17 protein-coding genes and 1 pseudogene are annotated in these 25,183 nt (G+C 72.3%); 10 read left to right on the top strand and 8 right to left on the bottom strand.

Annotated features, from left to right (window positions below):
- Positions 1-33: 33 nt before the first annotated feature.
- From egtD to egtA, 4 genes are read right to left on the bottom strand one after another with little or no spacing between them, the layout of a single operon-like run.
- Positions 34-996, bottom strand: coding sequence for an L-histidine N(alpha)-methyltransferase (gene egtD, locus RCO28_RS21670; RefSeq protein ID WP_308942841.1), 963 nt, complete (start codon positions 994-996; stop codon positions 34-36).
- Positions 993-1,760, bottom strand: a complete 768-nt coding sequence (gene egtC / locus RCO28_RS21675) for an ergothioneine biosynthesis protein EgtC (protein WP_308942842.1) — start codon at positions 1,758-1,760, stop codon at positions 993-995. The genes egtD and egtC overlap by 4 nt, the downstream gene beginning before the upstream one ends.
- Positions 1,760-3,112, bottom strand: a complete 1,353-nt coding sequence (gene egtB / locus RCO28_RS21680) for an ergothioneine biosynthesis protein EgtB (RefSeq protein WP_308942843.1) — start codon at positions 3,110-3,112, stop codon at positions 1,760-1,762. The genes egtC and egtB overlap by 1 nt, the downstream gene beginning before the upstream one ends.
- Positions 3,109-4,398, bottom strand: a complete 1,290-nt coding sequence (egtA, locus tag RCO28_RS21685) for an ergothioneine biosynthesis glutamate--cysteine ligase EgtA (RefSeq protein WP_308942844.1) — start codon at positions 4,396-4,398, stop codon at positions 3,109-3,111. The genes egtB and egtA overlap by 4 nt, the downstream gene beginning before the upstream one ends.
- A 359-nt stretch (positions 4,399-4,757) precedes the next feature.
- Here egtA and RCO28_RS21690 point away from each other — a divergent pair, with 359 nt between their 5' ends.
- Positions 4,758-7,787 carry a family 16 glycoside hydrolase gene (locus RCO28_RS21690; RefSeq protein WP_308942845.1) on the top strand — a complete coding sequence of 1,010 codons (3,030 nt, stop codon included), beginning with the start codon at positions 4,758-4,760 and terminating at the stop codon, positions 7,785-7,787.
- 77 nt (positions 7,788-7,864) lie between these two features.
- Here RCO28_RS21690 and RCO28_RS21695 read toward each other — a convergent pair whose 3' ends face one another.
- A complete protein-coding gene (locus tag RCO28_RS21695) occupies positions 7,865-9,733 on the bottom strand; it encodes a protein kinase (RefSeq protein WP_308942846.1) in 1,869 nt (622 codons plus the stop codon).
- A 245-nt stretch (positions 9,734-9,978) separates the two neighbouring features.
- Between RCO28_RS21695 and RCO28_RS21700 the strand changes: the two genes are divergently transcribed.
- Positions 9,979-11,100: a hypothetical protein gene (locus RCO28_RS21700; RefSeq protein ID WP_308942847.1), complete on the top strand. Its 1,122-nt coding sequence runs from the start codon at positions 9,979-9,981 to the stop codon at positions 11,098-11,100.
- Positions 11,088-12,710 (top strand): PQQ-binding-like beta-propeller repeat protein, encoded by a 1,623-nt coding sequence (locus RCO28_RS21705; protein WP_308942920.1) that lies wholly within the window; start codon positions 11,088-11,090, stop codon positions 12,708-12,710. Before RCO28_RS21700 ends, RCO28_RS21705 begins: the two co-directional genes overlap by 13 nt.
- A gap of 38 nt (positions 12,711-12,748) precedes the next feature.
- Here the strand turns inward: RCO28_RS21705 and RCO28_RS21710 are convergent.
- A pseudogene (locus RCO28_RS21710) lies at positions 12,749-12,928 on the bottom strand (type II toxin-antitoxin system PemK/MazF family toxin); the annotation flags it as partial.
- A gap of 138 nt (positions 12,929-13,066) precedes the next feature.
- On the opposite strand from RCO28_RS21710, the gene RCO28_RS21715 reads away from it, so the two are divergent.
- On the top strand, positions 13,067-15,451 hold the full coding sequence (locus RCO28_RS21715; protein WP_308942848.1) for an excinuclease ABC subunit UvrA: 2,385 nt from the start codon (positions 13,067-13,069) through the stop codon (positions 15,449-15,451).
- A gap of 236 nt (positions 15,452-15,687) precedes the next feature.
- Here RCO28_RS21715 and RCO28_RS21720 read toward each other — a convergent pair whose 3' ends face one another.
- Positions 15,688-17,103, bottom strand: coding sequence for an amidase (locus RCO28_RS21720; RefSeq protein ID WP_308942849.1), 1,416 nt, complete (start codon positions 17,101-17,103; stop codon positions 15,688-15,690).
- Positions 17,104-17,338: 235 nt separating this feature from the next.
- On the opposite strand from RCO28_RS21720, the gene RCO28_RS21725 reads away from it, so the two are divergent.
- From RCO28_RS21725 to RCO28_RS21735, 3 genes are all read left to right on the top strand, one after another.
- A complete protein-coding gene (locus tag RCO28_RS21725; RefSeq protein ID WP_308942850.1) occupies positions 17,339-18,424 on the top strand; it encodes a LacI family DNA-binding transcriptional regulator in 1,086 nt (361 codons plus the stop codon).
- 64 nt (positions 18,425-18,488) lie between these two features.
- The gene (locus RCO28_RS21730) at positions 18,489-19,685 is read left to right on the top strand and encodes a thiolase family protein (RefSeq protein ID WP_308942851.1); all 1,197 of its coding nucleotides are present in this window, start codon (positions 18,489-18,491) and stop codon (positions 19,683-19,685) included.
- 208 nt (positions 19,686-19,893) lie between these two features.
- Positions 19,894-21,330 carry a benzaldehyde dehydrogenase gene (locus RCO28_RS21735; protein WP_308942852.1) on the top strand — a complete coding sequence of 479 codons (1,437 nt, stop codon included), beginning with the start codon at positions 19,894-19,896 and terminating at the stop codon, positions 21,328-21,330.
- 103 nt (positions 21,331-21,433) lie between these two features.
- Here RCO28_RS21735 and RCO28_RS21740 read toward each other — a convergent pair whose 3' ends face one another.
- Positions 21,434-21,838: a thioredoxin family protein gene (locus RCO28_RS21740; protein WP_308942853.1), complete on the bottom strand. Its 405-nt coding sequence runs from the start codon at positions 21,836-21,838 to the stop codon at positions 21,434-21,436.
- A gap of 156 nt (positions 21,839-21,994) precedes the next feature.
- Between RCO28_RS21740 and RCO28_RS21745 the strand changes: the two genes are divergently transcribed.
- The 3 genes from RCO28_RS21745 to RCO28_RS21755 all read left to right on the top strand — a co-directional run bounded on the left by RCO28_RS21745 (position 21,995) and on the right by RCO28_RS21755 (position 25,172).
- Positions 21,995-23,434, top strand: a complete 1,440-nt coding sequence (locus RCO28_RS21745; protein WP_308942854.1) for an NAD(P)/FAD-dependent oxidoreductase — start codon at positions 21,995-21,997, stop codon at positions 23,432-23,434.
- Positions 23,435-23,523: 89 nt separating this feature from the next.
- Complete coding sequence (locus RCO28_RS21750; protein ID WP_308942921.1) at positions 23,524-24,303, top strand: amino acid ABC transporter ATP-binding protein; 780 nt, start codon at positions 23,524-23,526, stop codon at positions 24,301-24,303.
- A gap of 32 nt (positions 24,304-24,335) precedes the next feature.
- Entirely contained in the window at positions 24,336-25,172 is an 837-nt protein-coding gene (locus tag RCO28_RS21755; protein ID WP_308942855.1) for a glutamate ABC transporter substrate-binding protein, read from the top strand.
- Positions 25,173-25,183: the final 11 nt, after the last annotated feature.

Consider the following 25,183-nt stretch of genomic DNA (forward strand, 5'->3'; position numbering starts at 1 on the left):
CCAGTGCAGCACGCGCAGGCCGGCGCCGCGCCCTCACGCCACCCGCGACAGGGACAGCGCGAACCGTCCCTCCGCGTCCGTCCACCAGTGCGTCGGCGTCAGACCGGCCGCGGTGAGCTCGGCGCGTACGCCCTCCTCGCGGAACTTCGCCGAGATCTCCGTACGCAGCTCCTCGCCCGCCGCGAAGTCCACCGCCAGTTCGAGTTCGGGGATCTTCACCGACATGTCCGTGCGGGCCCGCAGCCGCATCTCGATCCACTCCCGCTCCCGGTCCCAGCGGGCCACGTGCGTGAACGCGTCCGGGTCGAAGTCAGCGCCCAGCTCGCGGTTGATGACGTTCAGGACGTTCTTGTTGAACTCGGCCGTCACCCCGGCCGCGTCGTCGTACGCCGCCACCAGCGTCCCCTCGTCCTTGACCAGGTCCGTGCCGAGCAGCAGCGCGTCGCCCGGTGAGAGCAGCGCGCGCACCGAGGCGAGGAACGCGGCGCGCTCCGCGGGCAGCAGGTTGCCGAGCGTGCCGCCGAGGAACGCCACCAGGCGCGGGCCGGGCGTGCCGGGCAGCGTGAGCGGGGCGGTGAAGTCGGCGATCAGGGCGTGCACGTCGAGCGCGGGGTGCTCCGCGCGCAACGCCTCACCGGCCTGCCGCAGCGCGCTCTCGCTGACGTCGACCGGAACGTACATCGCCAACTCGCCGAAGGCGTCGAGGAGATGGCGGGTCTTGTCCGACGAGCCCGAGCCCAGCTCGATCAGCGTTCGGGCCCCGGTCGCCGCCGCGATCTCCCCGGCGCGGGTCAGCAGGATCTCCCGCTCGGCCCGGGTCGGGTAGTACTCGGGCAGCGTGGTGATCTCGTCGAAGAGTTCGCTGCCGCGCGCGTCGTAGAACCACTTCGGCGGCAGCGTCTTGGGCGAGGCGGTCAGGCCGGTGCGGACGTCGGCGCGCAGGGCGGCGCCGGTCGCGTCCTCGGGCAGGGTGCGGGTGAACTGCAACGTGCTCACGCCATCGGCTCCTTCAGCTCAGGGTCCTTCAACGGGGTCAGCAGCACTTCGGTGCGGCTCGCGATCAGCAGCGTCCGGTCGGGTACCTCGCGCCACTCGGGGGCGTCGTCGTACGGCTCGGAGGCGACGACTGTGCGCCCGCCCCCCGCCAGGTACCAGAGGCTGTCGCCCCAGGCCGTCGCCGCGAGCTGCGTGCCGTCCGTGACGAGGAGGTTGAGGCGCGAGCGCGGTGCGGCGGCCGCGACCTCCGTGACCGTGTCGGCGAGCGCCTGCGGCAGCTCGTCCCCGGACCGCAGCCGGTGCAGGAGCAGCGCCCACACGAGCGCCGAGTCGCAGCGCGCCTCCAGGGAGAGGAGTGCGTCGACGGGCAGCGAACGGGCAAGCGCAGCAAGGGAGTTGGGCCAACCCGCCACCATCCCGTTGTGGCTGAACAGCCACGGCCCGTACGTGAACGGGGCCGCCGCGGCTTCCCCGTCCGCGTCCGCGCGTGTCGCGTCCCGCACCGCCGCGAGGAACGCGCCGCTGCGTACCACCCGTGCCAGATCGGCGAAGGACAGGTCGCCCCAGACGGGCCCGGCGCGCCGGTAGCGGGCGGGCACCGGATCGCCGTCCGCGTACCAGCCCACGCCGAACCCGTCGGCGTTGACCGTCCCGTGCCGCTGCCGGCGCGGCGCCCAGGACTGGACGAACAGGCTGTGCGGCGGGCGGACGAGGAGGTCGCCGAGGGGTTCCGGCGAGCCCAGATAGGCGAGGTGGCGGCACATCAGTGCACCACCGCCCCGGCCGCCTCGTCCCCGCTCGCGTCCCGCGCGGTACGGAAGCCGGAGAAGATCTGCCGCCGCACCGGGTGGTCCCAGTTGCGGAACGTGCCCCGGCAGGCCACCTGGTCCACGGCGAACGAACCGCCGCGCAGCACCTTGTAGTCGCCGCCGAAGAACACCTCCGAGTACTCGCGGTACGGGAACGCCACGAACCCCGGGTAGGGCAGGAAGCCGCTCGACGTCCACTCCCACACGTCACCGATCAACTGCCGTACGCCCAAGGGGGATTGGCCCGCCTCGTAAGCTCCTGCGGCGGCCGGGCGGAGGTGGCGCTGGCCGAGGTTGGCGCGGTCCGGGGTGGGATCGGCGTCGCCCCACGGGTAGCGGCGCGAGCGGTCGGCGGCCGGGTCGTGCCGGGCGGCCTTCTCCCACTCGGCCTCGGTCGGCAGCCGGCGCCCGGCCCAGCGGGCGTAGGCGTCCGCCTCGTACCAACTCACGTGCAGGACCGGCTCGTCGAGCGGAATCGGCTCCGTCACCCCGAAGCGGCGACGCAGCCACTGCCCGCCCTCACGGCGCCAGAACAGCGGCGCCACGAGGCCGTGCTCGCGCACATGCGCCCAACCGGCCGGGTCCCACCAGCGCGGCTCGTCGTAGCCGCCGTCGGCCATGAACTCCAGATACGCGCCGCATGTCACCGGGGTCGTGTCGATCCAGTACGCCGCCACGTCGCGGCGGTGCGCCGGGCGCTCGTTGTCCAGGGACCAGGGCTCGGTCGACGTGCCCATGGTGAACGGGCCGCCGGGGACCAGGACTTCACGTGCCACGGGGGGTTGTCCCACCGGCTCGGGGTCGGGGGCCGTGAGCGCGGCCGGGCCCTTGCGGAGCTGGTGGGTGATCAGCATCGTCTCGTCGTGCTGCTGCTCGTGCTGCGCGATCATGCCGAACGCGAACGCCGCGTCCACCAGGGCCGATCCGCGCAGCACGCTCGTGTCCAGGACGTCCAGGGCCCGGCCCCGCACCTCCGCCGCGTACCGGTGCGCCTCGTCCGGCGGCAGCAGCGGCAGCGAGGGGCGCTCCGCGCGCGGGTGCTCGAACGCGTCGTACACCGAGTCGATCTCGGGACGCATCGGTTCGCGCCCCGCCACGGCGCGCAGGAGCCACTGCTCCTCCTGGTTGCCGATATGCGCGAGGTCCCACACCAGCGGGGACATCAACGGCGAGTGCTGCGCGGTCAGTTCGGCCTCGTCCACGCAGGTCGTGAGCAGCCGGGTGCGGTCCCGCGCGGCGGTCAGGGCGGCGCGCGCGGCGGTGCGCAGCGCGTCCTCGTCCCGGGCGTCGATGGGGGTGCCGTTCACGTGGTCGTCCTCCCGTTCACTTCGTCGAGCAGGTCGTCGGCGGGGCAGCGGCCCCGCGCGACATGGCGCTCCGCGAACGCGCCGACGGCGTCCACGACCGCCGCCGGCGCGCCACGCCGCGGCAGCGCCTCCAGGGCGGCGGTGAAACAGTCCGCGGCGGCCTCGCGCAGCTCCGGGTCGGCCAGGCCGTGGCGTGCCGCGTCCAGCCAGAGCGGGTTGCGGGGCGCGGGCCTGACCTGGCCGTCCTCGCCCGCCGCCCGCTCGGCCAGCGGCTTCACGGTGCGGTACGCCCGCTCCGCGGCCTGCGGGTCCTCGAACAGCGCCTCGGTCACGGCGAGCGGCACGAGCCAGCCGTCCCGGCCCGGCTGCGCGTCGATCATGCGCAGCTCCAGATGGCCGCGCGGCCGCACGGGCGGGAACAGCGTCGTCAGGTGGTAGTCCACGTCCGCGCGGGTGGGCGGCCGGGGCAGCGCACCGCCGCGCAGCCAGTCCCGGAAGCTGACCCGCTCCGGCACCAGCCACGGCCCCTCGGGCGTACGGACACACATCACCGGTGCGTCCAGGACGTGCCGCGCCCACGCGTCCCGGGGCTCGGCGGACTCCGGGGGAGCGGCACTGCGGCCCGGCTCGATCGCCGCCCACACCGCCTGCCGGGTGGAGCGCCAGCCTGTCGGACGGCCCCGGTCGAGCGGGGAGTTGGCGAACGCGGCGACCAGGACGGCGCCGAGCAGATGGGCCAGGTGCCAGCGCCGCCCGTGCCCGAGCGGGCCCGGCTCCTCGTACCCGGCGTCGAGGCAGATCTGCACCGACGCGGTGGAGCACATCATGGCGCGCCCGGCGGGCCCGGTGCGGTCGAAGTACCGCTCCATGGCGACGTACCGCTCATCGTCGAGGAGGCGGCGCGGCGGGTGCCAGGGGTCCTGGCCGAGCCCGGAGAGGCCGAGCCCCAGAGCGCCCAGGGTGCGGCGGGCGAGCCGGAGGTCGGCGGAGACGGAGGTGACGCACTCCGCCAGGGACGCGGCGGGCAGCGAGCTCAGCTCCAGCTGGCCGCCGGGTTCGACCGTCAGGGCCGAACTCAGGGGCAGGGCACGCAGTGCGGCGGTCGCCGCCGCGCGCCGTTCGGGGGTCACGGGCAGTCGGGGGGCGCGCAACTCGTGGACGAGCCACTCGAGTTCCACGCCCACGGCGGCGGGCGGACCGGTCTTGAAGCAGATGCCGTGGACGAGCGCCTCCACCTCGTCCTCGGTGACCGGAGCGTCGTGCTCCGCACAGTCGGCCTCACTCATTGGTCGATCCTTCTGTCGAAGGGCGTCACCCGCGAAGCGTGGGCGGCGCGTTCACAGCCATCAACCCAAGACCGTCGCCGCCGTCCGCACAAGACCGCCCCACCGGACCGCGGATGAACGTCGGGAACGTCTGGCTCAGGAACGTCTGGCTCGAGAGCGTCGGGCTCAGGAACGTCGGGCGGTCGGGGGAGCGGGGGGAGCGGCTCTTCATCAACTCCCTGTCGCTTTCTCCTTTTTGAGGACAAAGGCATGGACGGGCCTCGCAGGCGTCCCTACGCTGAGCGTCGCTCTGCCGCGGAAAATCTGCGCAACCCCAGCAGAAGTCTGCTTCGCCCCAGCGGAATCACGCAGGAGGACGAGTGAAGCCACGCCCCGCGCTGCCCTTACGCCACAGACGCCGTACGTCTTTACAAGCTACCGGACTGCTGCTCACCGCGCTTTTCGGCGCCTGCCTGGCCGGACCGGCGGCCGCCGCCGACGATCCCCCGCGCCCCTTCGCCGACCTGCCCCCGCAGGAGCCCGGCCTCACCCTTCGCGTGTTCGACATCCAGACCCCGCTCACCGAGCTCTGCGCCCTCAAGCCCGCGCAGACCCCGAACGTCGACAAGCTGGTCCCCGCGGCCGACTGGAACTCCACCGAGGGCTTCGGGTTCAGCGACCACTTCGTCTCCCAGCTCAGCGGCAACCTGAACGTGCCCGAGGCCGGCACCTACGGATTCCGGCTGACCAGCGACGACGGCTCCCGCCTGCTGCTCGGCGGCCAGCAGGTGATCGACCACGACGGGGTGCACGGGGCCGAGCCCAAGGACGGCGAGATCACGCTCGACGCCGGCTACCGGTCGCTGCGGATCGACCACTTCGACGCGGGCGGCGACCAGCGGGTCACCCTGGAGTGGAAGCCGCCGGGCGCCGCCGCCTTCACGGCCGTACCGGAGTCCGTGCTCAGCACCGACGCCGACGTCGTACGCGTCACCGCACCCGGCCGCAAGGAGTGCGAGGGCGGCACCGACACCCCCGGCGACGGGCTGCCGCTGACCGAGGTCAACCCCGGCTACACCCGCACCGATCTGCGCCCCGAGGGCTTCGAACCGCAGGTCTCCGCGATGGACTGGCTCCCCGACGACCGGCTCGCGATCACCACCTGGGGCGGCAGCGAGCAGACGAAGGGCGAGGTGTACCTCCTCGACCATGTCACCGGCGACACCGGCCCCGAGAAGGTCACGTACAAGAAGATCGCCGACGGGCTCAAGGAGCCCATGGGCATCGTGCACGTGGACGGCAAGCTGTACGTGTCCGAGAAGCACCAGCTGACCGAGCTGGCCGACACGGACGGCGACGACGTCGTGGACGAGCGGCGCAAGGTCGCCGAGTGGCCGTACGGCGGGAACTTCCACGAGTTCGCCTTCGGCCTCCTCTACGACAAGGGCTCCTTCTACCTGAACCTCTCCGTGGCCATCGACTACGGCGGTGCGACGACCGACCCGCAGCCCGCGAGGAACCGCGGCACCACCATCAAGGTCGACAAGGACTCCGGCAAGGTCAGCTACCTGGCCGGCGGCCTGCGCACCCCGAACGGCATCGGGCGCGGCCCCGACGACGAGCTGTTCGTCACGGACAACCAGGGCGGCTGGCTGCCCGCGTCCAAGCTGATGCACCTCAAGCAGGACCGCTTCTTCAACCACCGCACCAACCCTCCGGGACCGTTCGACGACAAGCCCGTCACCAAGCCGGTGCTGTGGCTGCCGCAGAACGAGATCGCCAACTCGCCCAGTACACCGATGCAGTTGAAGGAGGGCCCGTTCGCCGGGCAGATGGTCTTCGGCGACGTGACGTACGGCGGACTGCAGCGCGCCGACCTGGAGAAGGTCGACGGCGAGTACCAGGGCGCGGTGTTCCGGCACACCCAGGGCCTGGAGGCGGGCGCCAGCCGGATCAGCACCGGGCCCGACGGCGCGCTCTACACCGGCGGCCTGGGCGCCGACGGCAACTGGGGCCAGGCGGGCAAGCTCCGCTTCGGCCTGCAGAAACTCACCCCGAACGGCAAGACCGCCTTCGACATCAAGACCATGCGCGCGACGCGGGACGGCTTCGAACTCACCTACACCAAGCCCCTGTCGGACGAGACCGCGGCCGAGCTCACCGAGGGCGCGTACTCCGTCGCCCAGTGGCGGTACGTGCCGACCCCCGCCTACGGCGGACCCAAGGTCGACGAGGAGTCGCTGCCGGTCACCTCGGCGAAGCTCTCCGATGACCGCCGCAAGGTCACGCTGGCCATCCCGGGCCTGAAGAGCGACCGCGTCGTGCATGTCCGTTCGCCGCGCCCGTTCTCGGCCGAGGGCGGGGAGCAGCTCTGGTCCACGGAGGCCTGGTACACCCTCAACGCCAAACCGGGACCCGAGGAGCCCGTCACCACGTACGACGCCGAGTCGGCGGCGCTGTCCGGCGGCGCGGCCATCGACACCGAGCACGGCGGGTACACCGGCGGCGGTTTCGTCGACGGCCTCGGCGAGCAGGGCGCGAAGGTGCGCTTCGACGTGCACGTGGACAAGGCGGGCAGCTACGACGTGGGCCTGCGCTACGCCAACGGCCCGTATCCCGAGGCCGGAACCAAGACGCTCGGCGTCAGCGTCAACGGCGGCGAGCCGCGCCGGACCCGCCTGCCCTCCACCGGCGAGTGGAACCGCTGGTCGACCGCGACCGAACGCCTCGACCTGCGCAAGGGCCGCAACACGATCACGTACGCGGTCGGCGGGGGCGACACCGGGCACGTGAACCTCGACGCCCTCGAGGTGCGGCGCCCGGGCGAGCGGATCGACCTGTTCTCCGGCGGCAGCATCTCCACGGCATGGCAGCACACCGACGGCCGCAGCGCCGAGTGGCCGCACACCGCCGAGCGGTCCATGGAGGTCTGCTGCGGCGACCTGCGCACGAAACAGCACTTCCGGGACTTCCGACTGCACGTCGAGTTCCGGGTGCCGAAACTCCCCGACGACGTCACCGGCCAGGACCGCGGCAACAGCGGCGTCTACCTGCAGGAGCGCTACGAGGTGCAGATCCTCGACTCGTACGGGGTGCGGGAGCTCGCGAACAACGAAGCCGCGGCGATCTATCTGAAGAAGGCCGCCGACCGGAACATGGCGAAGCCGCCGGAGACCTGGCAGACGTACGACATCAAGTTCCGCGCGGCGCGCTTCGACGACGACGGGAAGAAGACCGAGGACGCCCGGATCACCGTCGTCTGGAACGGCGAGAAGGTGCACGACGACGTGGCCGTGGACGGCCCCACCGGCGCGGGCGCCCCGGAGTCCGCCGCCGCGGGGGCGATCCGGCTCCAGGACCACGGCAACAAGGTGCGGTTCCGGGATGTGTGGGTGGAGCCGCTGACCTGACCGACCTGACCGACCTGACCGTGACGGTCCCTGCCGGGGCCGTCGGGCGCCCTGCCCGCGCGGGCAGGGCGCCCGGTTCAGCCGCGCGTGTAGCGGTAGCCGTCGCCGTGCGACGGGCCGGGCACGTACCGGACCCCGCCCCCGCTGATCGTGAGGTACGAGGGGTCCTTCGTCGCGTGGCACGGCCCGGGCGTGCCCGCCGAGAGGGTCTGGGTGCCCAGGTCGATCCGGCTGCCCTCGTTCGCCGTCGAGGTGACCTTGGCCGAGTACGTGCAGTCGATGCCGTTCCCCTTGACGACCAGGCGGACCGTGCCGCCGCCGGAGACGGTGATGGTCCCGGGCTGGCCGATGTTGTACTGGTCGGCGTACGCCCAGCTGTCGACGAAGTACGACGGGACCGCCCCCGCGCTCCCTCCGCCCGTGGAGCCCGAGCCGCCTTCGGACGAGCCGCTCCCGGAGCCCGAGCCGCTCCCGGAGCCCGAGCCGCCGCCGGACGCGTCGGTGCTGCCGCCCTTGTCGGCCGCCGAGCCGCCCCCGTCGGCGCTGTCGCCGTCCTCGCCGTCGCCGGTACCGGCCCCGCCCTTGCCGTCGTCCTTCTGGCCGTCCTCATCCTTCTCCTTGCCGTCCGGCTTCTCCTTGCCCTTCCCGGAGGGCGAACCGCTCGGGGACGCGGGCGAGCCGGGCCCGGCCGTCGCGGTGGAGCCTCCGTCCGCGGGCGGCGCCTCCTCGTCCTCGCCGTTCCCGCCGAACGGCCCCAGCAGGGCGATCGTGCCGCCGCCCAGGGCGAGCACGGCGACGACCGGCAGCGCGTACGACCACCAGCGGCGGTGCCGGGCGGAATCCCGCTCCCGCGCGGCGGACCCGCCCGGAGGGACGGTGGCCGCCGCGGCCGGGCGGAGCTTCGCCGTGTCCCGGTCGGCGGGCGGCCCGGCGGCTGGGCCGGGCTCCTCCCGTACGGCCGACGGTTCCTCCTCCCGTACGGGGGTGGCCGCCTCGGCGTCCAGGAGCCGGGCCGCCTGTTGCGCCAGGTGCGTCACGACGGGGGCGGGCAGGTGCGCCGAGTCCGCCGACGGGAGGGCGGCGGTCCGCTGCGGGTCCGCAAGGAGGTCGTTAACGCCCGGGCGTGCGCCGACGTCCTTGGTGAGGCAGCGGGCGGCGAGGGCCCGCAGCTCCTCGTCCCGCAGCCCGTCGAGGTCGGGCTCGCCCTCGACGATGCGGTACATCACCGCGTGCTGGTTGCTCGCCGCGTGGCCGAACGGCAGCTGTCCGGTCGCCGCGTACACGATCAGGCAACCGAGCGCGAACACATCGCACTTGGGGCCGCTGGCCTCGCCGAGGATCTGTTCGGGCGCCATGAACCCCGGCGAGCCGACGACCATGCCGGTGCTGGTCAGCATCGACTCGACGGAGGTCTGCACGGCACGGGCGATACCGAAGTCGATGATGCGCGGCCCGTCGACCGTGAGCATCACGTTGGACGGCTTGAGGTCGCGGTGGACGATCCCGGCGCCGTGGATGTCGTGCAGGGCACGCAACAGGCCCTCGGTGAGCGCGTGCACGGCCTCGGCGGGCAGCGGTCCGTGGCCGCGTACGACCTGCTCCAGGGAGAGCCCGGGCACGTACCCGGTGGCGACCCAGGGGAACTCGGCGTCCGGGTCGGCGTCCAGGACGGGCGCCGTGTACCGCTGGTCGACCTTGCGCGCGGCGCCGATCTCCCGCCGGAACCGGGCCCGGAACTGGCTGTCCGAGACATGCTCCTCGTGCACCACCTTCACCGCGGCGGTGCGCCCGCTCTCGGACCGGGCGAGGTAGACCCGCCCCATCCCGCCCGCGCCGAGCCGGCCGAGCAGCAGATAGGGGCCGATCAGCGTGGGGTCGGACGCGGTGAGCCGCTTGATCCCGCCCTCCACGTAGTCCTCGCCGCCGCCCCCGGTCACACGTGTCATCGTGGTCTGGTCCCCCGGTTTCCGTCCGGCCCGTCCGGCCGGAGAGTCACTCCCTGCGCACCGCCGCGCGAGCCGCGCGCCGGTCGAAGGTCATGACGCACCGCGGCTGGCCGGTTTCTGCCCAACTCACCTGCGGTGAGCGGTGGTTACGATAGTCCACCAGGGATCACCGGGGGCGGCGGGTACGGCGGGTACTGCCTGGCAGGCCGCCCTGCACGGGGGGTGCGATGAGGAACCGGACCACATTGCGTGCGAAGAGCCGTTCCCGCACGAGTCCGGCGCCGCCGCAGGACACCCCCGAGCCGTGGTGGAAGCGGCATGGACGGGTGCTCTGGCTGGGCGCGGGCATCCCCGTGATCGCCGCGGTGCTGACCGCGGTGGTGCTTCAACTGGTCGGCCTGAGCGGTGAGTCCGAGTCCGCCGACGAGTCCGGTACCGGGCCGGGTGCCGGGTCCGGCGACCCGTCGCAGAGCGCTTCGTCCGCGCCGTTCGCGGTGACCGCCCGATCCGAGAACGAGGCGGGCTGTACGGCGCTGCCGCGTCAGGTCTCGGCACCGGAGGACCGGGCGGAACTGGTGGCCGGCGGCGACGTGGACGCCGTGATCCGGCGCAACGACGGTGCGCGGACCGGCGAGTTGAAGATCGGCCTCACCCTCGAAGGCGGCCCCGCCTCGCTGACCGTCACGTCGATCGAGATCGAGCCGAAGACGCCGCGTGCGGCCGCGCCGTTCGACGGCACGCTGCTCTGCGAGGAGGGCGCCGGGGGAGAGCCGAAGATCCAGCTCTTCGCCGACCTGGACAGCCCCGAGCCCGCCTTCGTCACCGGTGAGGACTCCACCCGGACGTACTTCGAGGACAAGGTCGTCACGCTCGCGCCGGGCGAGCAGGTCAACCTCTCCGCGACCTTCAAGGCCGAGAAGGGCTCGCGCGCCTTCGGGCTCGTCGTCCACTACGTACAGAACGGCAAGGAGCACACCCGGAAGGTTCCCGCACCACAGGGCGGGCGCTACGCGGTGACCGGCTTCGCCGAGCGCTACGGGGCCGTCTACCAGGGGTCGGGCGACGGCTACCGCCGGGTCGAGGACCCCCGCCCCTGCCCGGTCCGGCCCCGACGCACCGGGCTGCTGACGGAACGCCCGGGCTTGCTGATCCGACTCGGAGAACGGGGAGCGGCATGGTGGCACAGCGTGTGGGCAGGGCCTGGCGCACGGGATGCGGAATTCTGCTCACGCTCGGCGTCCTGGCGGTGCTGGCCGGTGACGGCAGCACGTCGGAGAAACCCCTTGAACGCCCCAACACGCTGGACGTGGCCTGGTCCTTCCGTACCGAGGGAAGAGCACTGGACGTCGCCGACATGCCCGCGCTGATCGACGACTCCCTGCTGGTGATCCCGCACGGCCGAAAAGTGAGCGTCGTCGACACGCGCGACGGCCGACTGCTCTCCCAACCGGGCGGCTCCGCGGACGAGTTCACGCCGGTCGGGCTCTCCGGCGGCGTGCTGTTCGCCGTGGAACAGCGCAACCGCCGGAATTCCCTGACGGCGTACGACACCGCCACCGGCCGCAAGCTCTGGCAGCGGACGAAGAGCCCCCTCGCGCGGGACGGAGCGGACCGCGACTGGCTGCGGGTCGCGCCCATCCTGACGGATCCCGGGCCCGTGGTCGACGCGGCCCCCGGTTGGGTGGCGGGACTGGCCCCGCGTACCGGAGCGGTGCGCTGGAGCGAGGAGCCGACCGCGTTGACCGTCTGCCCGCCACCCCGCTCCGACGATCCCCAGGTGCCCCGTTCGCCCGCCGGAGGCGCGACGGCCGACCGCCTGGTGCTGCTCCGGCACTGCCCGCGCGAGACCGCGGAACTGCACCTTTTCGACGCGGCGGACGGCCGGCTCGTCCGGAAGAAGGTCGGGCGCTGGCTCGAGAACATCCGGCTCCAGACGCGCCGCGAGACGATCGGCGTGACCCTCGACGACCAGCTCCTGGTCTACTCCGCGTCGGGCCGGGAGCTCCTGCGGCGCACGGCGGACCGGGGCTCCGAACTGTTCCTCTCGGGAGAGCACCGGGGCGTGCTGTACCTCTCCGAGCGGCGCATCAGCGAGGGGGTGTCCACCCTGCACGCCGTACGAGCGGACACCGGGAAGACCCTGTGGACCCGGCCCGAGGGGTCCTACGGCGGTTTCCGGGACGTGAGCGGTGACGTCGTCGTCAGCGGTTCGGACGCCGAGGGCGCCTACAGCGGTGACCAGCGGTGGGCGCCCGGCGACGCGCGCCTCCAGGGTCCGGGCGCGAGCAGCCTGACCGACCTCGACGGCAGGCGGACCAGCCGTGTGCCCTGGCCCGTTTCCGGCACGTTCGTGGGCGTGAGCGGGCAGCTGCTCGTCGTCCGCAGTGACGAGAAGGACGGCACCCGCTACACGGCGCTCCGCCCCGGCCACCGTGCCGTGGACGCGGAGCGGCCGGCCGCGCTCGGGGGAGTGGCGCGCAAGGACTGGCCCGACGCCTGCGGCCTCCTCGGCGACCGACTGCTCGCGCAGCTCGGCCGGGACTTCGTCGACGTCCCGGTGAAGTCGAGCCGCAAGGTACTCGGCACCGCACTGCCGCACCCCAGCGTGTGCCGCTTCGCCACCGCCTCCGGCTCCGGCTCCGGCTCCGACGACGACGACATCTTCTCCGTCACCGTGCGCTGGGTGGCGCCCGACGCGAAGGCCGCCCGGACGTACGCCGCGAACGCCCTCCCCTGGGGCTGCAGCCCCGGCCTGGGCGGGTGCGTGACCGCCGAGATCGACCGGCCGCGCGGCGGTGTCGCGCTCTACACCTACCGAACGGGCCTGGAAGCGAAGGCCGTCGCCCACGCGACCGTCGTCTCCGGCCGCCATGTCTTCGGCGTCAGCTCGGGCACCGACACCCCGCGGGCGAGGGAGCTGATACGGCGCGTGGCGCTGCACCTGTCCCGTTACAACGAGACCGCTCCACCCTCATAGGCCCCGCCCCGTCCCGCGTACGACCCGGCCTCACCGCCGCCGTGCCGCTCCCGCAGCCGCTCCACCACCAGGTCGAAGCGCATCCGGTCGAGTGCGCACGCCTCGCGGCGCATGCCCTGCTCGTGCACCCGCACCACCCGGTCCAGGCCCACCCACGAGTCCCGCCCCGACGTGTCCCACGGCCCGCTGCCCAGCGGCACCCATCGCCGTAGGTCGTCACGCGGGTCAGGCCAGGGGGTGCTCGGCGGAGGGAATTCCTCCGGTCAGGAATGGAGAAGCACGGGCCGAGCCCCGCCTCTAATGTGGCTGGCACGAGCAGCCGGGCCGCGCAGGCGGCGCCGCAGACGGACGGAGACATGAGAACCATGGCCAAGAGCGAGCCGCACGCGGCCGACAGCCACGACCTGATCCGGGTGCACGGCGCGCGCGAGAACAACCTCAAGGACGTCAGCATCGAGATCCCCAAGCGCCGCCTCACGGTGTTCACGGGCGTCTCCGGCTCGGGCAAGAGCTCCCTCGTCTTCGACACCATCGCCGCCGAGTCCCAGCGGCTGATCAACGAGACGTACAGCAGCTTCGTGCAGGGCTTCATGCCGACGCTCGCACGGCCCGAGGTGGACGTCCTCGACGGCCTGACCACCGCGATCATCGTCGACCAGCAGCGCATGGGCTCTGACCCGCGCTCCACCGTCGGCACCGCCACCGACGCCAACGCGATGCTCCGCATCCTCTTCAGCCGCCTCGCCAAGCCGCACGTCGGCCCGCCCGGCGCGTACTCCTTCAACACCGCGTCGATCCAGGCCAGCGGCGGTTTCCGGGTGGACAAGGGCGCGGCCAGGACCAGGACGGAGAAGGTCACCTTCAGCCGTACCGGCGGCATGTGCACGCACTGCGAGGGCCGCGGCTCGGTCTCCGACATCGACCTCAGCCAGCTCTACGACGACTCCAAGTCGATCGCGGAGGGCGCGTTCACGATCCCCGGCTGGAAGTCGGACAACGTGTGGACGGTCGGCATCTACGCGGAGTCCGGGTTCCTCGACCCCAACAAGCCGATCGCGAAGTTCACGAAGAAGGAGATGCAGGACTTCCTCTACCGCGAACCGACCAAGGTGAAGGTCAACGGCGTCAACCTCACCTACGAAGGCCTGATCCCCAAGATCCAGAAGTCGTTCCTGTCCAAGGACAAGGAGTCGATGCAGCCGCACATCCGGGCCTTCGTGGAGCGCGCGGTCACCTTCACCACCTGCCCCGAGTGCGACGGCACCCGGCTCAGCGAGGCCGTCCGCGCCTCCAAGTACAAGCGGAAGAGCATCGCCGACGCCTGCCGGATGGAGATCCGCGACCTGGCCGAGTGGGTCCGCGGCATCAAGGAGCCCTCCGTCGCGCCGCTGCTCACCGCGCTGCAGCAGAACCTCGACTCGTTCGTGGAGATCGGCCTCGGCTACCTCTCCCTGGACCGGCCCTCCGGCACCCTGTCCGGCGGCGAGGCGCAGCGCGTCAAGATGATCCGCCACCTCGGCTCCTCGCTCACCGACGTCACGTACGTCTTCGACGAGCCCACCACCGGACTGCACCCGCACGACATCCGGCGCATGAACGACCTGCTCCTTCGCCTGCGGGACAAGGGCAACACGGTCCTCGTCGTCGAGCACAAGCCGCAGACCATCGCCATCGCCGACCACGTGGTCGACCTCGGCCCCGGCGCCGGGACGGAGGGCGGCACCGTCTGCTTCGAGGGCACCGTGGACGGCCTGCGCGGCAGCGACACCGTCACCGGGCGCCACCTCGACGACCGTGCGGCGGTCAAGGACACGGTGCGCAAGGCCGACGACGCCCTGGAGATCCGCGGGGCCACCGAGCACAACCTGCGCAAGGTCAACGTGGACGTGCCGCTCGGCGTGCTCTGCGTCGTCACCGGAGTCGCCGGTTCCGGCAAGAGCTCGCTGATCCACGGCTCCGTACCGGCCTCCGCGAACGTCGTGTCCGTCGACCAGACGCCGATCCGTGGCTCGCGGCGCAGCAATCCGGCGACGTACACGGGTCTCCTCGAGCCCATCCGCAAGGCCTTCGCCAAGGCCAACGGAGTGAAGCCGGCGTTGTTCAGCGCCAACTCCGAGGGTGCCTGCCCCACTTGCAACGGCGCGGGCGTGATCTACACCGACCTGGCGATGATGGCCGGGGTGTCGACGCCCTGCGAGGAGTGCGAGGGCAAGCGGTTCCAGGCCTCGGTGCTCGAGTACCGCTTCGGCGGGCGCGACATCAGCGAGGTGCTCGCGATGTCGGTGGCCCAGGCCGAGGAGTTCTTCGCCTCCGGCGAGGCCCGCATCCCCGCCGCGCACAAGATCCTGGAGCGCCTCGCCGACGTCGGCCTCGGCTACCTCACCCTCGGCCAGCCCCTCACCACGCTCTCCGGCGGCGAGCGTCAGCGCCTCAAGCTGGCCACGCACATGGGCGACAAGGGCGGCGTGTACGTCCTGGACGAGCCGACGACCGGCCTCCACCTGGCGGACGTCGAGCAACTCCTCGCGCTCCTCGACCGGTTGGTCGACTCGGGCAAGTCCGTCATCGTCATTGAGCACCACCCGGCGGTCATGGCCCACGCCGACTGGATCATCGACCTCGGCCCGGGCGCGGGCCACGACGGCGGCAAGGTGGTCTTCGAGGGCACGCCCGCGGAACTGGTCGCGGACGGGTCCACGCTTACGGGGGAGGCGTTGGGGGAGTACGTGGGGTCCCGGTAACGGGTTTTTTTCCCCTACCCGCCCCTTCCCGAAAGCTTGCAGCAGCTTCGGGGCTGCGCCCCGGCCCCGGCTCGGTCTCTCGTGCAGTTCCCCGCGCCCCCAAAAAGTTCAGCCTCTCCGGCGTTTGAGATGGGGGTCCCCCCTGCTCGAGCGAAGCCGAGAGCTTGGGGGAGGGGGTCCGGGGGCTGGCCCCCGAAGCTCCGCAGGATTTCGGGAAGGGGCGGGTAGGGGAAAATTCAGCCGCCCGCCTCAGCCCCCACCCCCGGCCACCGCTCGAACCACCCCTGGTCCGCCTCCAGTTGGGAGGCAAGAGAGACCAGCAACGCCTCACTGTTCGCCGGACCAAGCAGCTGCGCGCCCAGCGGGAGCCGGCCGGGGGCGAAGCCCGCGGGGATGTTGACGCCGGGCCAGCCGAGGACGTTCCAGGGCCAGGCGTACGGGCACGCCGCGATCATCGCCCGGTCCGTGGCCACCCCGCTCATCTTCGCGAGGGTGCCGATGCGCGGCGGGGGCGTGGCCGTGGTCGGGGCGAGCACCACGTCGTAGCGGCGGAAGACCGCCCCCACCCGGCGGTGCAGCGCCACCTCCGCGCGGCGCGCCCAGCGCAGGGGCGCACCGCCGAGCGCGCGGCCCAGTCGGGCCGCGTCCCGGGTGCGCGGGTCGAGCAGCGCGGGGTCCGGCACGCGGTCGGCCCACTCGGCGATCCCGGCCGTCGCGCGCGGCACGAAGGTGAGCCCGACCGGGCCGTACGCGGGGTCCGCCTCCTCGACCTCGTGCCCGAGGGCGGCGAGGCGGTCGGCCAGCGCGTACAGCGCCGCCCGCACCACCGGCTCCAGCTTCTTCGGGGTGCCCGTGAACGGCATCCGGGTCGACAGGGCGATCCGCAGCCTGCCGGGGTCGCGGCCGACCGCGTCACCGAGGCGGAACGCGGGCGGCCGGTGCAGATCGCCGGGGTGGCTGCCGCTCGCGCAGTCCAGCAGCAGCGCCGCGTCCGCGACGGTCCTGGCCAGCGGGCCGTTGACGGTGATGCCCTGGAACGCCTCCGGGTCCGGCCAGGTGGAGATCCGGCCGCGCTGCGGCTTGATGCCGACCAGATGCGTCCAGGCCGCCGGGATCCGCACCGAGCCCGCGCCGTCCGAGCCGAGCGCCGCCGGAACGAGCCCCGCGGCGACCGCGGCCGCCGAACCGCCGGACGAACCGCCGGGCGTGTGCCGGGTGTTCCACGGGTTGCGGGTGTCGCCGAAGGCCGCCCCCTCGACGAACGGCCACTGCCCCAACTCGCAGGTGTTGGTCTTGCCAACGACGACCGCACCGGCGGCGCGCAACCGCCGTACCGCCTCCGCATCCGCCGTCTTCACCGGGAAGTCGCCGCCGCAGCCGAAGGCCGTCGGCGTGCCCGCCACGTCCATGTCGTCCTTGACGGCGACGGGCACGCCGAGCAGCGGCAGCCGTTCGCCCGCGGCGAGCCGGGCGTCGGCGGCCTCGGCCTCTTCGAGCGCGGCCTCGGAGCGCAGCAGCCGGAACGCGTTGAGCGTCGGCTGTGCGGCCTCGATCCGGGCCAGCGTGCGCGCGACGAGCTCCCGCGACGACACGTCGCCGTCGGCGAGCGCCCGCGCCGTGCGCGCGAGACCTGCGGAGCGGTCGGGGGTCATGGGGGCACCTCTCGACGGGACTCGGTCATGCCTGGTGGTTACTCGTGGTGCTTACTAGGGGTTGTTACTGGGGTTGTTACCGAGGTTGTTACTGGTTCGTATGCGCGAACGTTAGCGGCGCGCGGCCGAAATGGATATGTGCGTAGGGGAGTTGGCGCAGGTCGTGGCGGGGTGGTCCGCGGTACGGGCACCGGCTCGTGCCGTCCCGGCGGGCGTCTGCAAGGATGCGGACGTCATGGGGCACATACCGGAGCAGCAGTCAGCCCAGCGGGACGCGAGGCGCGCGCCGGAGGGCGCGCGCGCCGGGGCAGGAGAGCGGCCCGCCGCGCCCGTGCCGACCAGCGCGGACGTGGCCCGCCTCGCCGGCGTCTCGCGAGCCACCGTCTCGTACGTCCTGAACAACGCCACCGCCGTACGGATCAGCGAGCCGACCCGGCAGCGCGTGCAGGAGGCGGCCGACGAACTGGGGTACGTGCCGCACGCCGCCGCCCGCAGTCTGCGCGCCGGGCACAGCCGGATGGTCCTGATGCCCGCGCCGGCCATGCCCGTGGGCCTGCTCTACACCCATCTGTTCAACGAACTCCAGTGGGCGCTGCGCCGACTCGACTACACCGTCGTGCAGTTCGGCAGCCTCGGCATGAGCGGTGACGACGCGGCCCGCGCCTGGGCCGAGCTACGCCCCGTCGCCGTCCTCGCGCCCGGCGACGGCACGCTGACCCCGCGCGGCGTGCATGTGCTCAAGCGCTCCGGCGCGAAGGCCGTCGTGACCCTCGGCCCGCAGCGCGTGCAGGGGGCGCACGCGCTGCTCATGGACCAGCGCGCCGTCGGCCACTGCGCGGGCGCGCACCTCATCGGCCGCGGGCGCACCCGCATCGGCGTGGTCGTGCCGCGCGAGCCGGGCTACGAGACGTTCTCCGCGCCCCGGCTCGCGGGCGTCCGTACCGCCGCCGAGGCCTGCGCGAACGCCCGCGTCGTCCCGCTCGAACTCGGCTACGACGAGCAGTCGGCGAACCAACTCGCCGCGCGCTGGCGGGAGTTGGGCCTCGACGCGGCCTTCGCCTACAACGACGAGTACGCGATGCTGCTCCTGCGTGCCTTGCAGGACGCGGGCGTCGACGTGCCCGGCGAGACGGCCGTCATGGGCGCCGACGACCTGCTGCTCGGCCGCCTCCTGCGCCCCAGCCTGAGCACCGTCCGCATGGAACTGCCCACGGGGCAGCGGCTCGCGGAACTGGTGGACCGGGTGGTCCGCGACCCCGCGGGCACCTCGGAGGTGCACCCGCTCCTCGGCGTCGAGGCCGTCGCGAGAGACTCCACGTGAGCCGCGCCCCGGCGGCGCACGCGACGTACGAACGGAACGTACGAACGGAACGTAAGGAGCAGGGATGAGCAGGCCCGTAGTGCGCGACGTCTATGTCGTCGACGCCGTCCGCACCCCCATCGGAAAGTTCGGCGGCGCCCTCGCGTCCGTACGCCCGGACGACCTGGCCGCGCACGTGGTGCGCTCCCTCGTCGAGCGCACCCCGGACCTGGACCCGGCGCGCATCGACGACGTGGTGTTCGGCGACGCCAACGGCGCGGGCGAGGACAACCGGGACGTGGCCCGCATGGCGGTGCTGCTGGCCGGGCTCCCGGTGAGCGTGCCGGGCGTGACCGTCAACCGGCTGTGCGGCTCCGGCCTCGAAGCCGTCGTGCAGGCGGCCCGCGCGATCGCGCTCGGGGACGCGTCCGTGGCGATCGCGGGCGGCGTCGAGTCGATGTCCCGCGCCCCCTGGGTCCTGCAGAAGCCCGAACGCGCCTTCCCCGCGGGCCATCAGCAGCTGCACTCCACCACCCTCGGCTGGCGGATGACCAACCCGGAGATGCCCGCCGAGTGGACCGTCGGCCTCGGCGAGGGCGCCGAACTCGTCGCGGACAAGCACAAGATCGACCGCGAACAGCAGGACGCCTTCGCCCTCGCCAGCCACCAGAAGGCCGCCAAGGCCTGGGCCGAGGGGCGCTACGACGGCGAGGTCGTCCCGTACGCGGGCGTCGACCTGGACCGCGACGAGTGCATCCGCGACGCCACCTCCCTGGACGCCCTCGCCAAGCTGAAGCCGTCCTTCCGCAAGGACGGCGGCACGGTCACTCCGGGCAACGCCTCCCCGCTCAACGACGGTGCTGCGGCGCTGCTCCTGGTCGACGAGGAGGGGCTGCGCGCCACCGGCCGTGAACCCCTCGCCCGGATCGGCGCATCGGCCGTCACCGGTATCGAGCCGCAGCTCTTCGGGCTCGGCCCGGTCGAGGCGGTGTGGCGGGCCCTGGACAGGGCGGGGCGCGGCTTCGCCGACCTCACCACCTTCGAGCTGAACGAGGCGTTCGCCGCGCAGGCCCTCGGCTGCCTCGCCGAGTGGCCGGAGCTCGACCCGCAGAAGGTCAACCCGCGCGGCGGCGCCATCGCCATCGGCCACCCGCTCGGCGCGTCCGGCGCGCGGCTCGCCGGCTCGGTGGCCCACCAGCTCGCCGCGGCGGGCTCGGGCACGGGCCTCGCGGCCCTGTGCATCGGTGTGGGGCAGGGGATCGCGCTGGTGCTTGAGCGGTAACTGCGGTAACTGCGGTAACTGCGGTAACTGCGTTGACTCGTACGGGAGTTGAGCTCTGCTTGCGGCGCGTGCCGCAGGGCTTGACTCCCGTACCCCATGGTTAGGATGTTGCATCCTGAACTAACTCGTTGAACGTAGAGCGTAGAACTAGAACTAGAACTAGAACTAGAACTAGATCTAGAACGTCGACGTCGAAACGGAGACCGGCATGCCCCTGCTCGACCCGAAGACCTGGCAGCCCCACACGCTGCTCGGCGGTGCGCACACCGTCACCGAACCGGCGACGGGCGAGGAACTCGGGACGCTCGACCTCGCCGACGGCGACGACGTCACGGCGGCGGCCCGGGCCGCGCAGGCGGCACAGCGGGCCTGGGCGGCCACGCCGCACTTCGAGCGGGCCGCCGTACTGCGCCGGGCCGGCGACCTGTTCACCGCGCACGCCGACGAGCTGCGTGACTGGCTGGTCCGCGAGTCCGGATCCGTCCCCGGCAAGGCCGACTTCGAGCTGCACGTCGCCGCCCAGGAGTGCTACGAGGCCGCCGCCCTCGCCTCCCGCCCCGCCGGTCAGGTGCTGCCCAGCGAGGCGCCCCGGCTCTCGTACACGCGGCGCGTACCGGTCGGCGTGACCGGCGTGATCGCCCCGTTCAACGCCCCGCTGATCCTCTCCATCCGCTCCGTCGCCCCCGCCCTGGCCCTCGGCAACGCCGTCCTCCTGAAGCCCGACCCGCGCACCGCGGTCTGCGGCGGCCTCGCGCTCGGTGCCGTGTTCGCCGAGGCGGGCCTGCCGGAGGGGCTGCTGCACATCCTGCCCGGCGGCGCCGCGACCGGGCAGGCGCTGGTCGCCGACCCGCTCGTGCCCGTCATCTCCTTCACCGGTTCGACCGCGGCGGGCCGTGCCGTCGGGGAGGCCGCGGGGCGCCATCTCAAGCGCGCGCACCTGGAGTTGGGCGGCAACTCGGCCCTGCTCGTCCTCCAGGACGCCGACCTCGACGCGGTCATCTCCACCGCCGCCTGGGGCTCCTTCTTCCACCAGGGCCAGATCTGCATGACGACCGGCCGCCACCTCGTGCACGCCTCGCTCTACGACGCGTACGTGGAGCGCCTCGCCGCCAAGGCCGACTCGCTCGCCGTCGGCGACCCGCACCGCGAGCCCGTGCACCTCGGCCCGCTCATCGACGCGGGCCAACTCGCCAAGGTGCACGGCCTGGTGGAGTCCTCCACGGCCGCAGGCGCCCGCCTCGCCGCGGGCGGCAGCCACGTGGGCCTCTGCTACCGGCCGACGGTGCTCGCGGACGTCGACGACGACACCCCCGCGTACCGCGAGGAGGTCTTCGGCCCCGTCGCGCCCGTACGCGCCTTCCGCACCGAGGACGAGGCCGCCGCCCTCGCCGCCGCGAGCCCGTACGGACTCTCCCTCGGCATCGTCACCCGCGACACCGCGCGCGGCCTCGCCCTCGCCGAGCGCATCCCCACCGGCATCGCGCACATCAACGACCAGACGGTCAACGACGAGGCCGTCGCGCCCTTCGGCGGCATCGCGGCGTCCGGGACCGGCGCGCGGTTCGGCGGCGAGGCCAACCTGGAGGCGTTCACCGAGCTGCGCTGGACGACGGTACGCGGGGACGCGGCGACGTACCCGTTCTGAGCCGCCCCTTCGTCGGGTGCCCCACGAGTGAGTGGGGTGCCCTACGCAATGCACGAGTGCCGGGTCCGGAGACTTCCTCCGCACCCGGCACTCGTACGACGGATCACGCCTCGGGCTGCTGCGCCTCTTGGCCCTGCTGGCCCTGCTGCGCCTGCTCCTGGGCGATCTGCTTGCGCACCTCGACCATGTCGACGTTCCTGGCCTGGCCGATCACGTCCTCCAGAGCGTCCTCGGGCAGCGCACCGGGCTGCGCGAAGATCGCGACCTTGTCGCGGATGATCGCCAGCGTCGGGATCGACTGGATGCCGAAGGCCTGCGCAAGCTCCGGCTGCGCCTCGGTGTCGATCTTGCCGAAGACGAGGTCGGGGTGACGCTCGGACGCACCCTCGTAGACCGGGCCGAACTGGCGGCAAGGGCCGCACCAGGACGCCCAGAAGTCGATGAGGACGAAATCGTTCTCACTCACAATCTCGTCGAAGTTCTCCTTGGTGAGTTCCTGGGTGCTCAAGTTGACCTACCTCTTCGCGGTCGGATGCGTCGTACTGCCCCGCACAACGGCACGGATCAGCTCCCTATTCCGGTGCCTCCAGGCCCCCGGAACTTCAGGACACCGATGCCCCTGCCCCTGTGGCCCGCGCGCACACATACGGGAAGACTGGCGAGTATGGGACAGCCACACGCAACAGCAGCGACCGAGTACGACGTCGTCGTCCTGGGTGCGGGCCCGGTCGGCGAGAACGTCGCCGAGCGCACCCGCGCGGCGGGCCTCAGCACCGCGATCGTGGAGAGCGAACTCGTCGGCGGCGAATGCTCCTACTGGGCGTGCATGCCGAGCAAGGCACTGCTGCGCCCCGTTATCGCGCGAGCGGACTCCCGCCGCGTGCCGGGCCTGCGCCAGGCGGTGCAGGGCCCCCTCGACGCGTCCGCGGTCCTGGCCCACCGGGACGCGTACACGAGCAACTGGAAGGACGACGGCCAGGTGGACTGGCTCGACTCCATCGGCGTGCGCCTCTACCGCGGCCAGGGCCGCCTCGACGGGCCGAAGCAGCTCAAGGTCACCTCGCCCGAGGGCGAGCACCACACCCTGAAGGCCCGGCACGCGGTCGTCGTCTGCACCGGCAGCCGCGCCGTCCTGCCCGACCTGCCGGGCCTTCCCGGCGCCCGCGCCTGGACCAGTCGGGAGGCGACGAGCGCGCACGCCGTGCCGGGCCGCCTCGCGGTGGTCGGCGGCGGAGTCGTCGGCACCGAGATGGCCACGGCCTGGCAGGGCCTCGGCGCCCAGGTCACGATGCTCGTACGCGGCGAGGGGCTGCTGCCCAGGATGGAGCCGTTCGCGGGCGAGCTGGTCGCCGACGCCCTGCGCGAGGCGGGCGCCGAGGTCCGCACCGGCGTCACCGTCACCTCGGTCGTCCGAGACGGCGACACCGTCACGCTCACCCTCCAGGACGGCGCGATGGTCGAAGCCGACGAGGTCCTCTTCGCCACCGGCCGCGCCCCCCGCACCGACGGCATCGGCCTCCCGTCGGTGGGCCTGGCGGACGGCTCGTGGCTGAGCGTCGACGACAGCTGCCGGGTGGAGGGCAGCCGCTGGCTGTACGGGGTCGGCGACGTCAACCACCGCGCGCTCCTCACCCACCAGGGCAAGTACCAGGCCCGTATCGCCGGCGCCGCGATCGCCGCCCGCGCGGCCGGCACGCCGATCCTGGAGACGGACCGCTGGGGCGCCCACGCGGCCACCGCCGACCACGCCGCCGTACCGCAGGTCGTCTTCACCGACCCGGAGGTGGCCGCCGTCGGCCTCTCCGCCGCCGAGGCCGAGGCGATGGGCCACCGGGTCCGCGCGGTCGACCAGGACATGTCCGCGGTCGCGGGCGCCGGCCTCTACGCCGACGGCTACACGGGCCGCGCCCGCCTGGTCGTCGACCTGGACCGCGAGACCCTCCTCGGCGCGACCTTCGTGGGCCCGGGCGCGGGCGAACTGCTGCAGGCGGCGACGGTCGCGGTGGCCGGGGAGGTCCCGATCGAGCGGCTGTGGCACGCGGTGCCGGCGTACCCGACGATCAGTGAGGTGTGGTTGCGGTTGCTGGAGGGTTATCGGGGCTAGGCAAGTCCGAGGGGGTTTCCAGGCGCGGCCAGGCATTCCGCCCCGCTCTCGGCGTGCGGCTTCCATGTGGAAGACGGACTATGAAAGCGATGAGCGGAGTAGCCGTGACCAAGGAAATCCCAGCCCCGGCCACGGGCGATCTGGTCGTGCTGAGCAACGTCAACAAGCACTTCGGCGAGCTCCATGTTCTCCAGAACATCGACCTGAGGATTGCCCGGGGTGAAGTCGTCGTCGTCATCGGGCCGTCCGGCGGCGGGAAGTCCACGCTGTGCCGCGCCATCAACCGCCTGGAGACCATCGATTCCGGTGAGATCGTCATCGACGGAAAGCCCCTGCCCGCCGAAGGCCGCGAGCTGGCCGCATTGCGGGCCGATGTGGGCATGGTTTTCCAGTCCTTCAACCTCTTCGCCCACAAAACCGTGCTGCACAACGTGACGCTCGGCCAGGTCAAGGTACGCAGGAAGGACAAGAAGGCCGCCGACGACCGGGCGCGCCGGCTTCTCGACCGGGTGGGTGTCGCCTCCCAGGCGGAGAAATACCCCGCGCAGCTCTCCGGTGGCCAGCAGCAACGCGTCGCGATCGCCCGCGCCCTTGCCATGGACCCGAAGATCATGCTCTTCGACGAGCCGACCTCCGCACTCGACCCCGAGATGATCAACGAGGTTCTTGAGGTGATGCGGCAGCTCGCCCTTGACGGGATGACCATGGTCGTCGTCACCCACGAAATGGGATTCGCCCGTTCGGCCGCCAACCGCGTGGTGTTCATGTCGGACGGCCGGATCGTGGAGGAGACAACGCCCGCTCAGTTCTTCAGTAATCCGAGCAGCGAGCGCGCCAAAGACTTCCTCTCGAAAATCCTGCACCACTGATCCGGGGGCCTTGAGCACTAGGAATGGTCACCATGAAGCCTCATAAGGTCACAGCCGCGGCGGCCGCCGCCGCGTTCGTGCTGTCCCTGGCCGCCGCCGGCTGTGGCTCGGAAGACGCCGCCGACACGAGCTCGGGCGACGAGAAGATCACCATCGGAATCAAGTTCGACCAGCCGGGCGTCGGTCTGAAGACCCCGGACGGCAAGTACACGGGCTTCGACGTCGACGTGGCCACGTACGTCGCCAAGGAGCTCGGACATGAGCCCGGCGACATCGAGTGGAAGGAAGCCAAGAGCGCCGACCGCGAGACGCTGCTCCAGCGCGGCGATGTCGACTTCATCGCCGCCTCGTACTCGATCACCCCCGAGCGCGAGCAGAAGGTCGACTTCGCCGGCCCCTACCTCCTGGCACACCAGGACGTCCTGATCCGGGCGGACGACAACACCATCAAGAAGCCCGCGGACCTCAACAACAAGAAACTCTGCTCGGTCACCGGCTCCACCTCGGCGCAGAACGTCAAGGACGAGATCGCGCCCAAGGCTCAACTGCAGGAGTACGGCGGGTACTCGGAGTGCCTGACCGGTCTGGAGAACAAGGTCATCGACGCCCTGACGACCGATGACTCGATTCTCGCCGGTTATGCGGCGCAGTCCGAGTTCAAGGGCAAGTTCAAGCTCGGCGGATTCAAGCTGAGCAATGAGAACTACGGAATCGGCGTCCAGAAGGGCAGCGAACTCAAGGCGCAGATCAACACCGCCCTGGAGAAGATGGTCGAGGACGGCTCCTGGGACGCGGCCGTGGAGAAGAACTTCGGCCCGGCCAATTACAAGAACGAGCCCGCACCGAAGATCGGCACCATCGTCGACTGAAGCGGATACCC

Origin of the sequence: Streptomyces sp. LHD-70 (genome assembly GCF_031157275.1) — a bacterium.
Lineage (GTDB): Bacteria > Actinomycetota > Actinomycetes > Streptomycetales > Streptomycetaceae > Streptomyces.

Coding starts and splice junctions, on each gene's coding strand:
- egtC (WP_308942842.1), bottom strand. CDS start 1,760: ATGTGCCGCCACCTCGCCTATCTGGGCTCGCCGGAACCCCTCGGCGAC.
- egtA (WP_308942844.1), bottom strand. CDS start 4,398: ATGAGTGAGGCCGACTGTGCGGAGCACGACGCTCCGGTCACCGAGGAC.
- RCO28_RS21695 (WP_308942846.1), bottom strand. CDS start 9,733: ATGACACGTGTGACCGGGGGCGGCGGCGAGGACTACGTGGAGGGCGGG.
- RCO28_RS21705 (WP_308942920.1), top strand. CDS start 11,088: ATGCCCGCGCTGATCGACGACTCCCTGCTGGTGATCCCGCACGGCCGA.
- RCO28_RS21715 (WP_308942848.1), top strand. CDS start 13,067: ATGAGAACCATGGCCAAGAGCGAGCCGCACGCGGCCGACAGCCACGAC.
- RCO28_RS21720 (WP_308942849.1), bottom strand. CDS start 17,103: ATGACCCCCGACCGCTCCGCAGGTCTCGCGCGCACGGCGCGGGCGCTC.
- RCO28_RS21725 (WP_308942850.1), top strand. CDS start 17,339: ATGGGGCACATACCGGAGCAGCAGTCAGCCCAGCGGGACGCGAGGCGC.
- RCO28_RS21730 (WP_308942851.1), top strand. CDS start 18,489: ATGAGCAGGCCCGTAGTGCGCGACGTCTATGTCGTCGACGCCGTCCGC.
- RCO28_RS21735 (WP_308942852.1), top strand. CDS start 19,894: ATGCCCCTGCTCGACCCGAAGACCTGGCAGCCCCACACGCTGCTCGGC.
- RCO28_RS21745 (WP_308942854.1), top strand. CDS start 21,995: ATGGGACAGCCACACGCAACAGCAGCGACCGAGTACGACGTCGTCGTC.
- RCO28_RS21750 (WP_308942921.1), top strand. CDS start 23,524: ATGAGCGGAGTAGCCGTGACCAAGGAAATCCCAGCCCCGGCCACGGGC.
- RCO28_RS21755 (WP_308942855.1), top strand. CDS start 24,336: ATGAAGCCTCATAAGGTCACAGCCGCGGCGGCCGCCGCCGCGTTCGTG.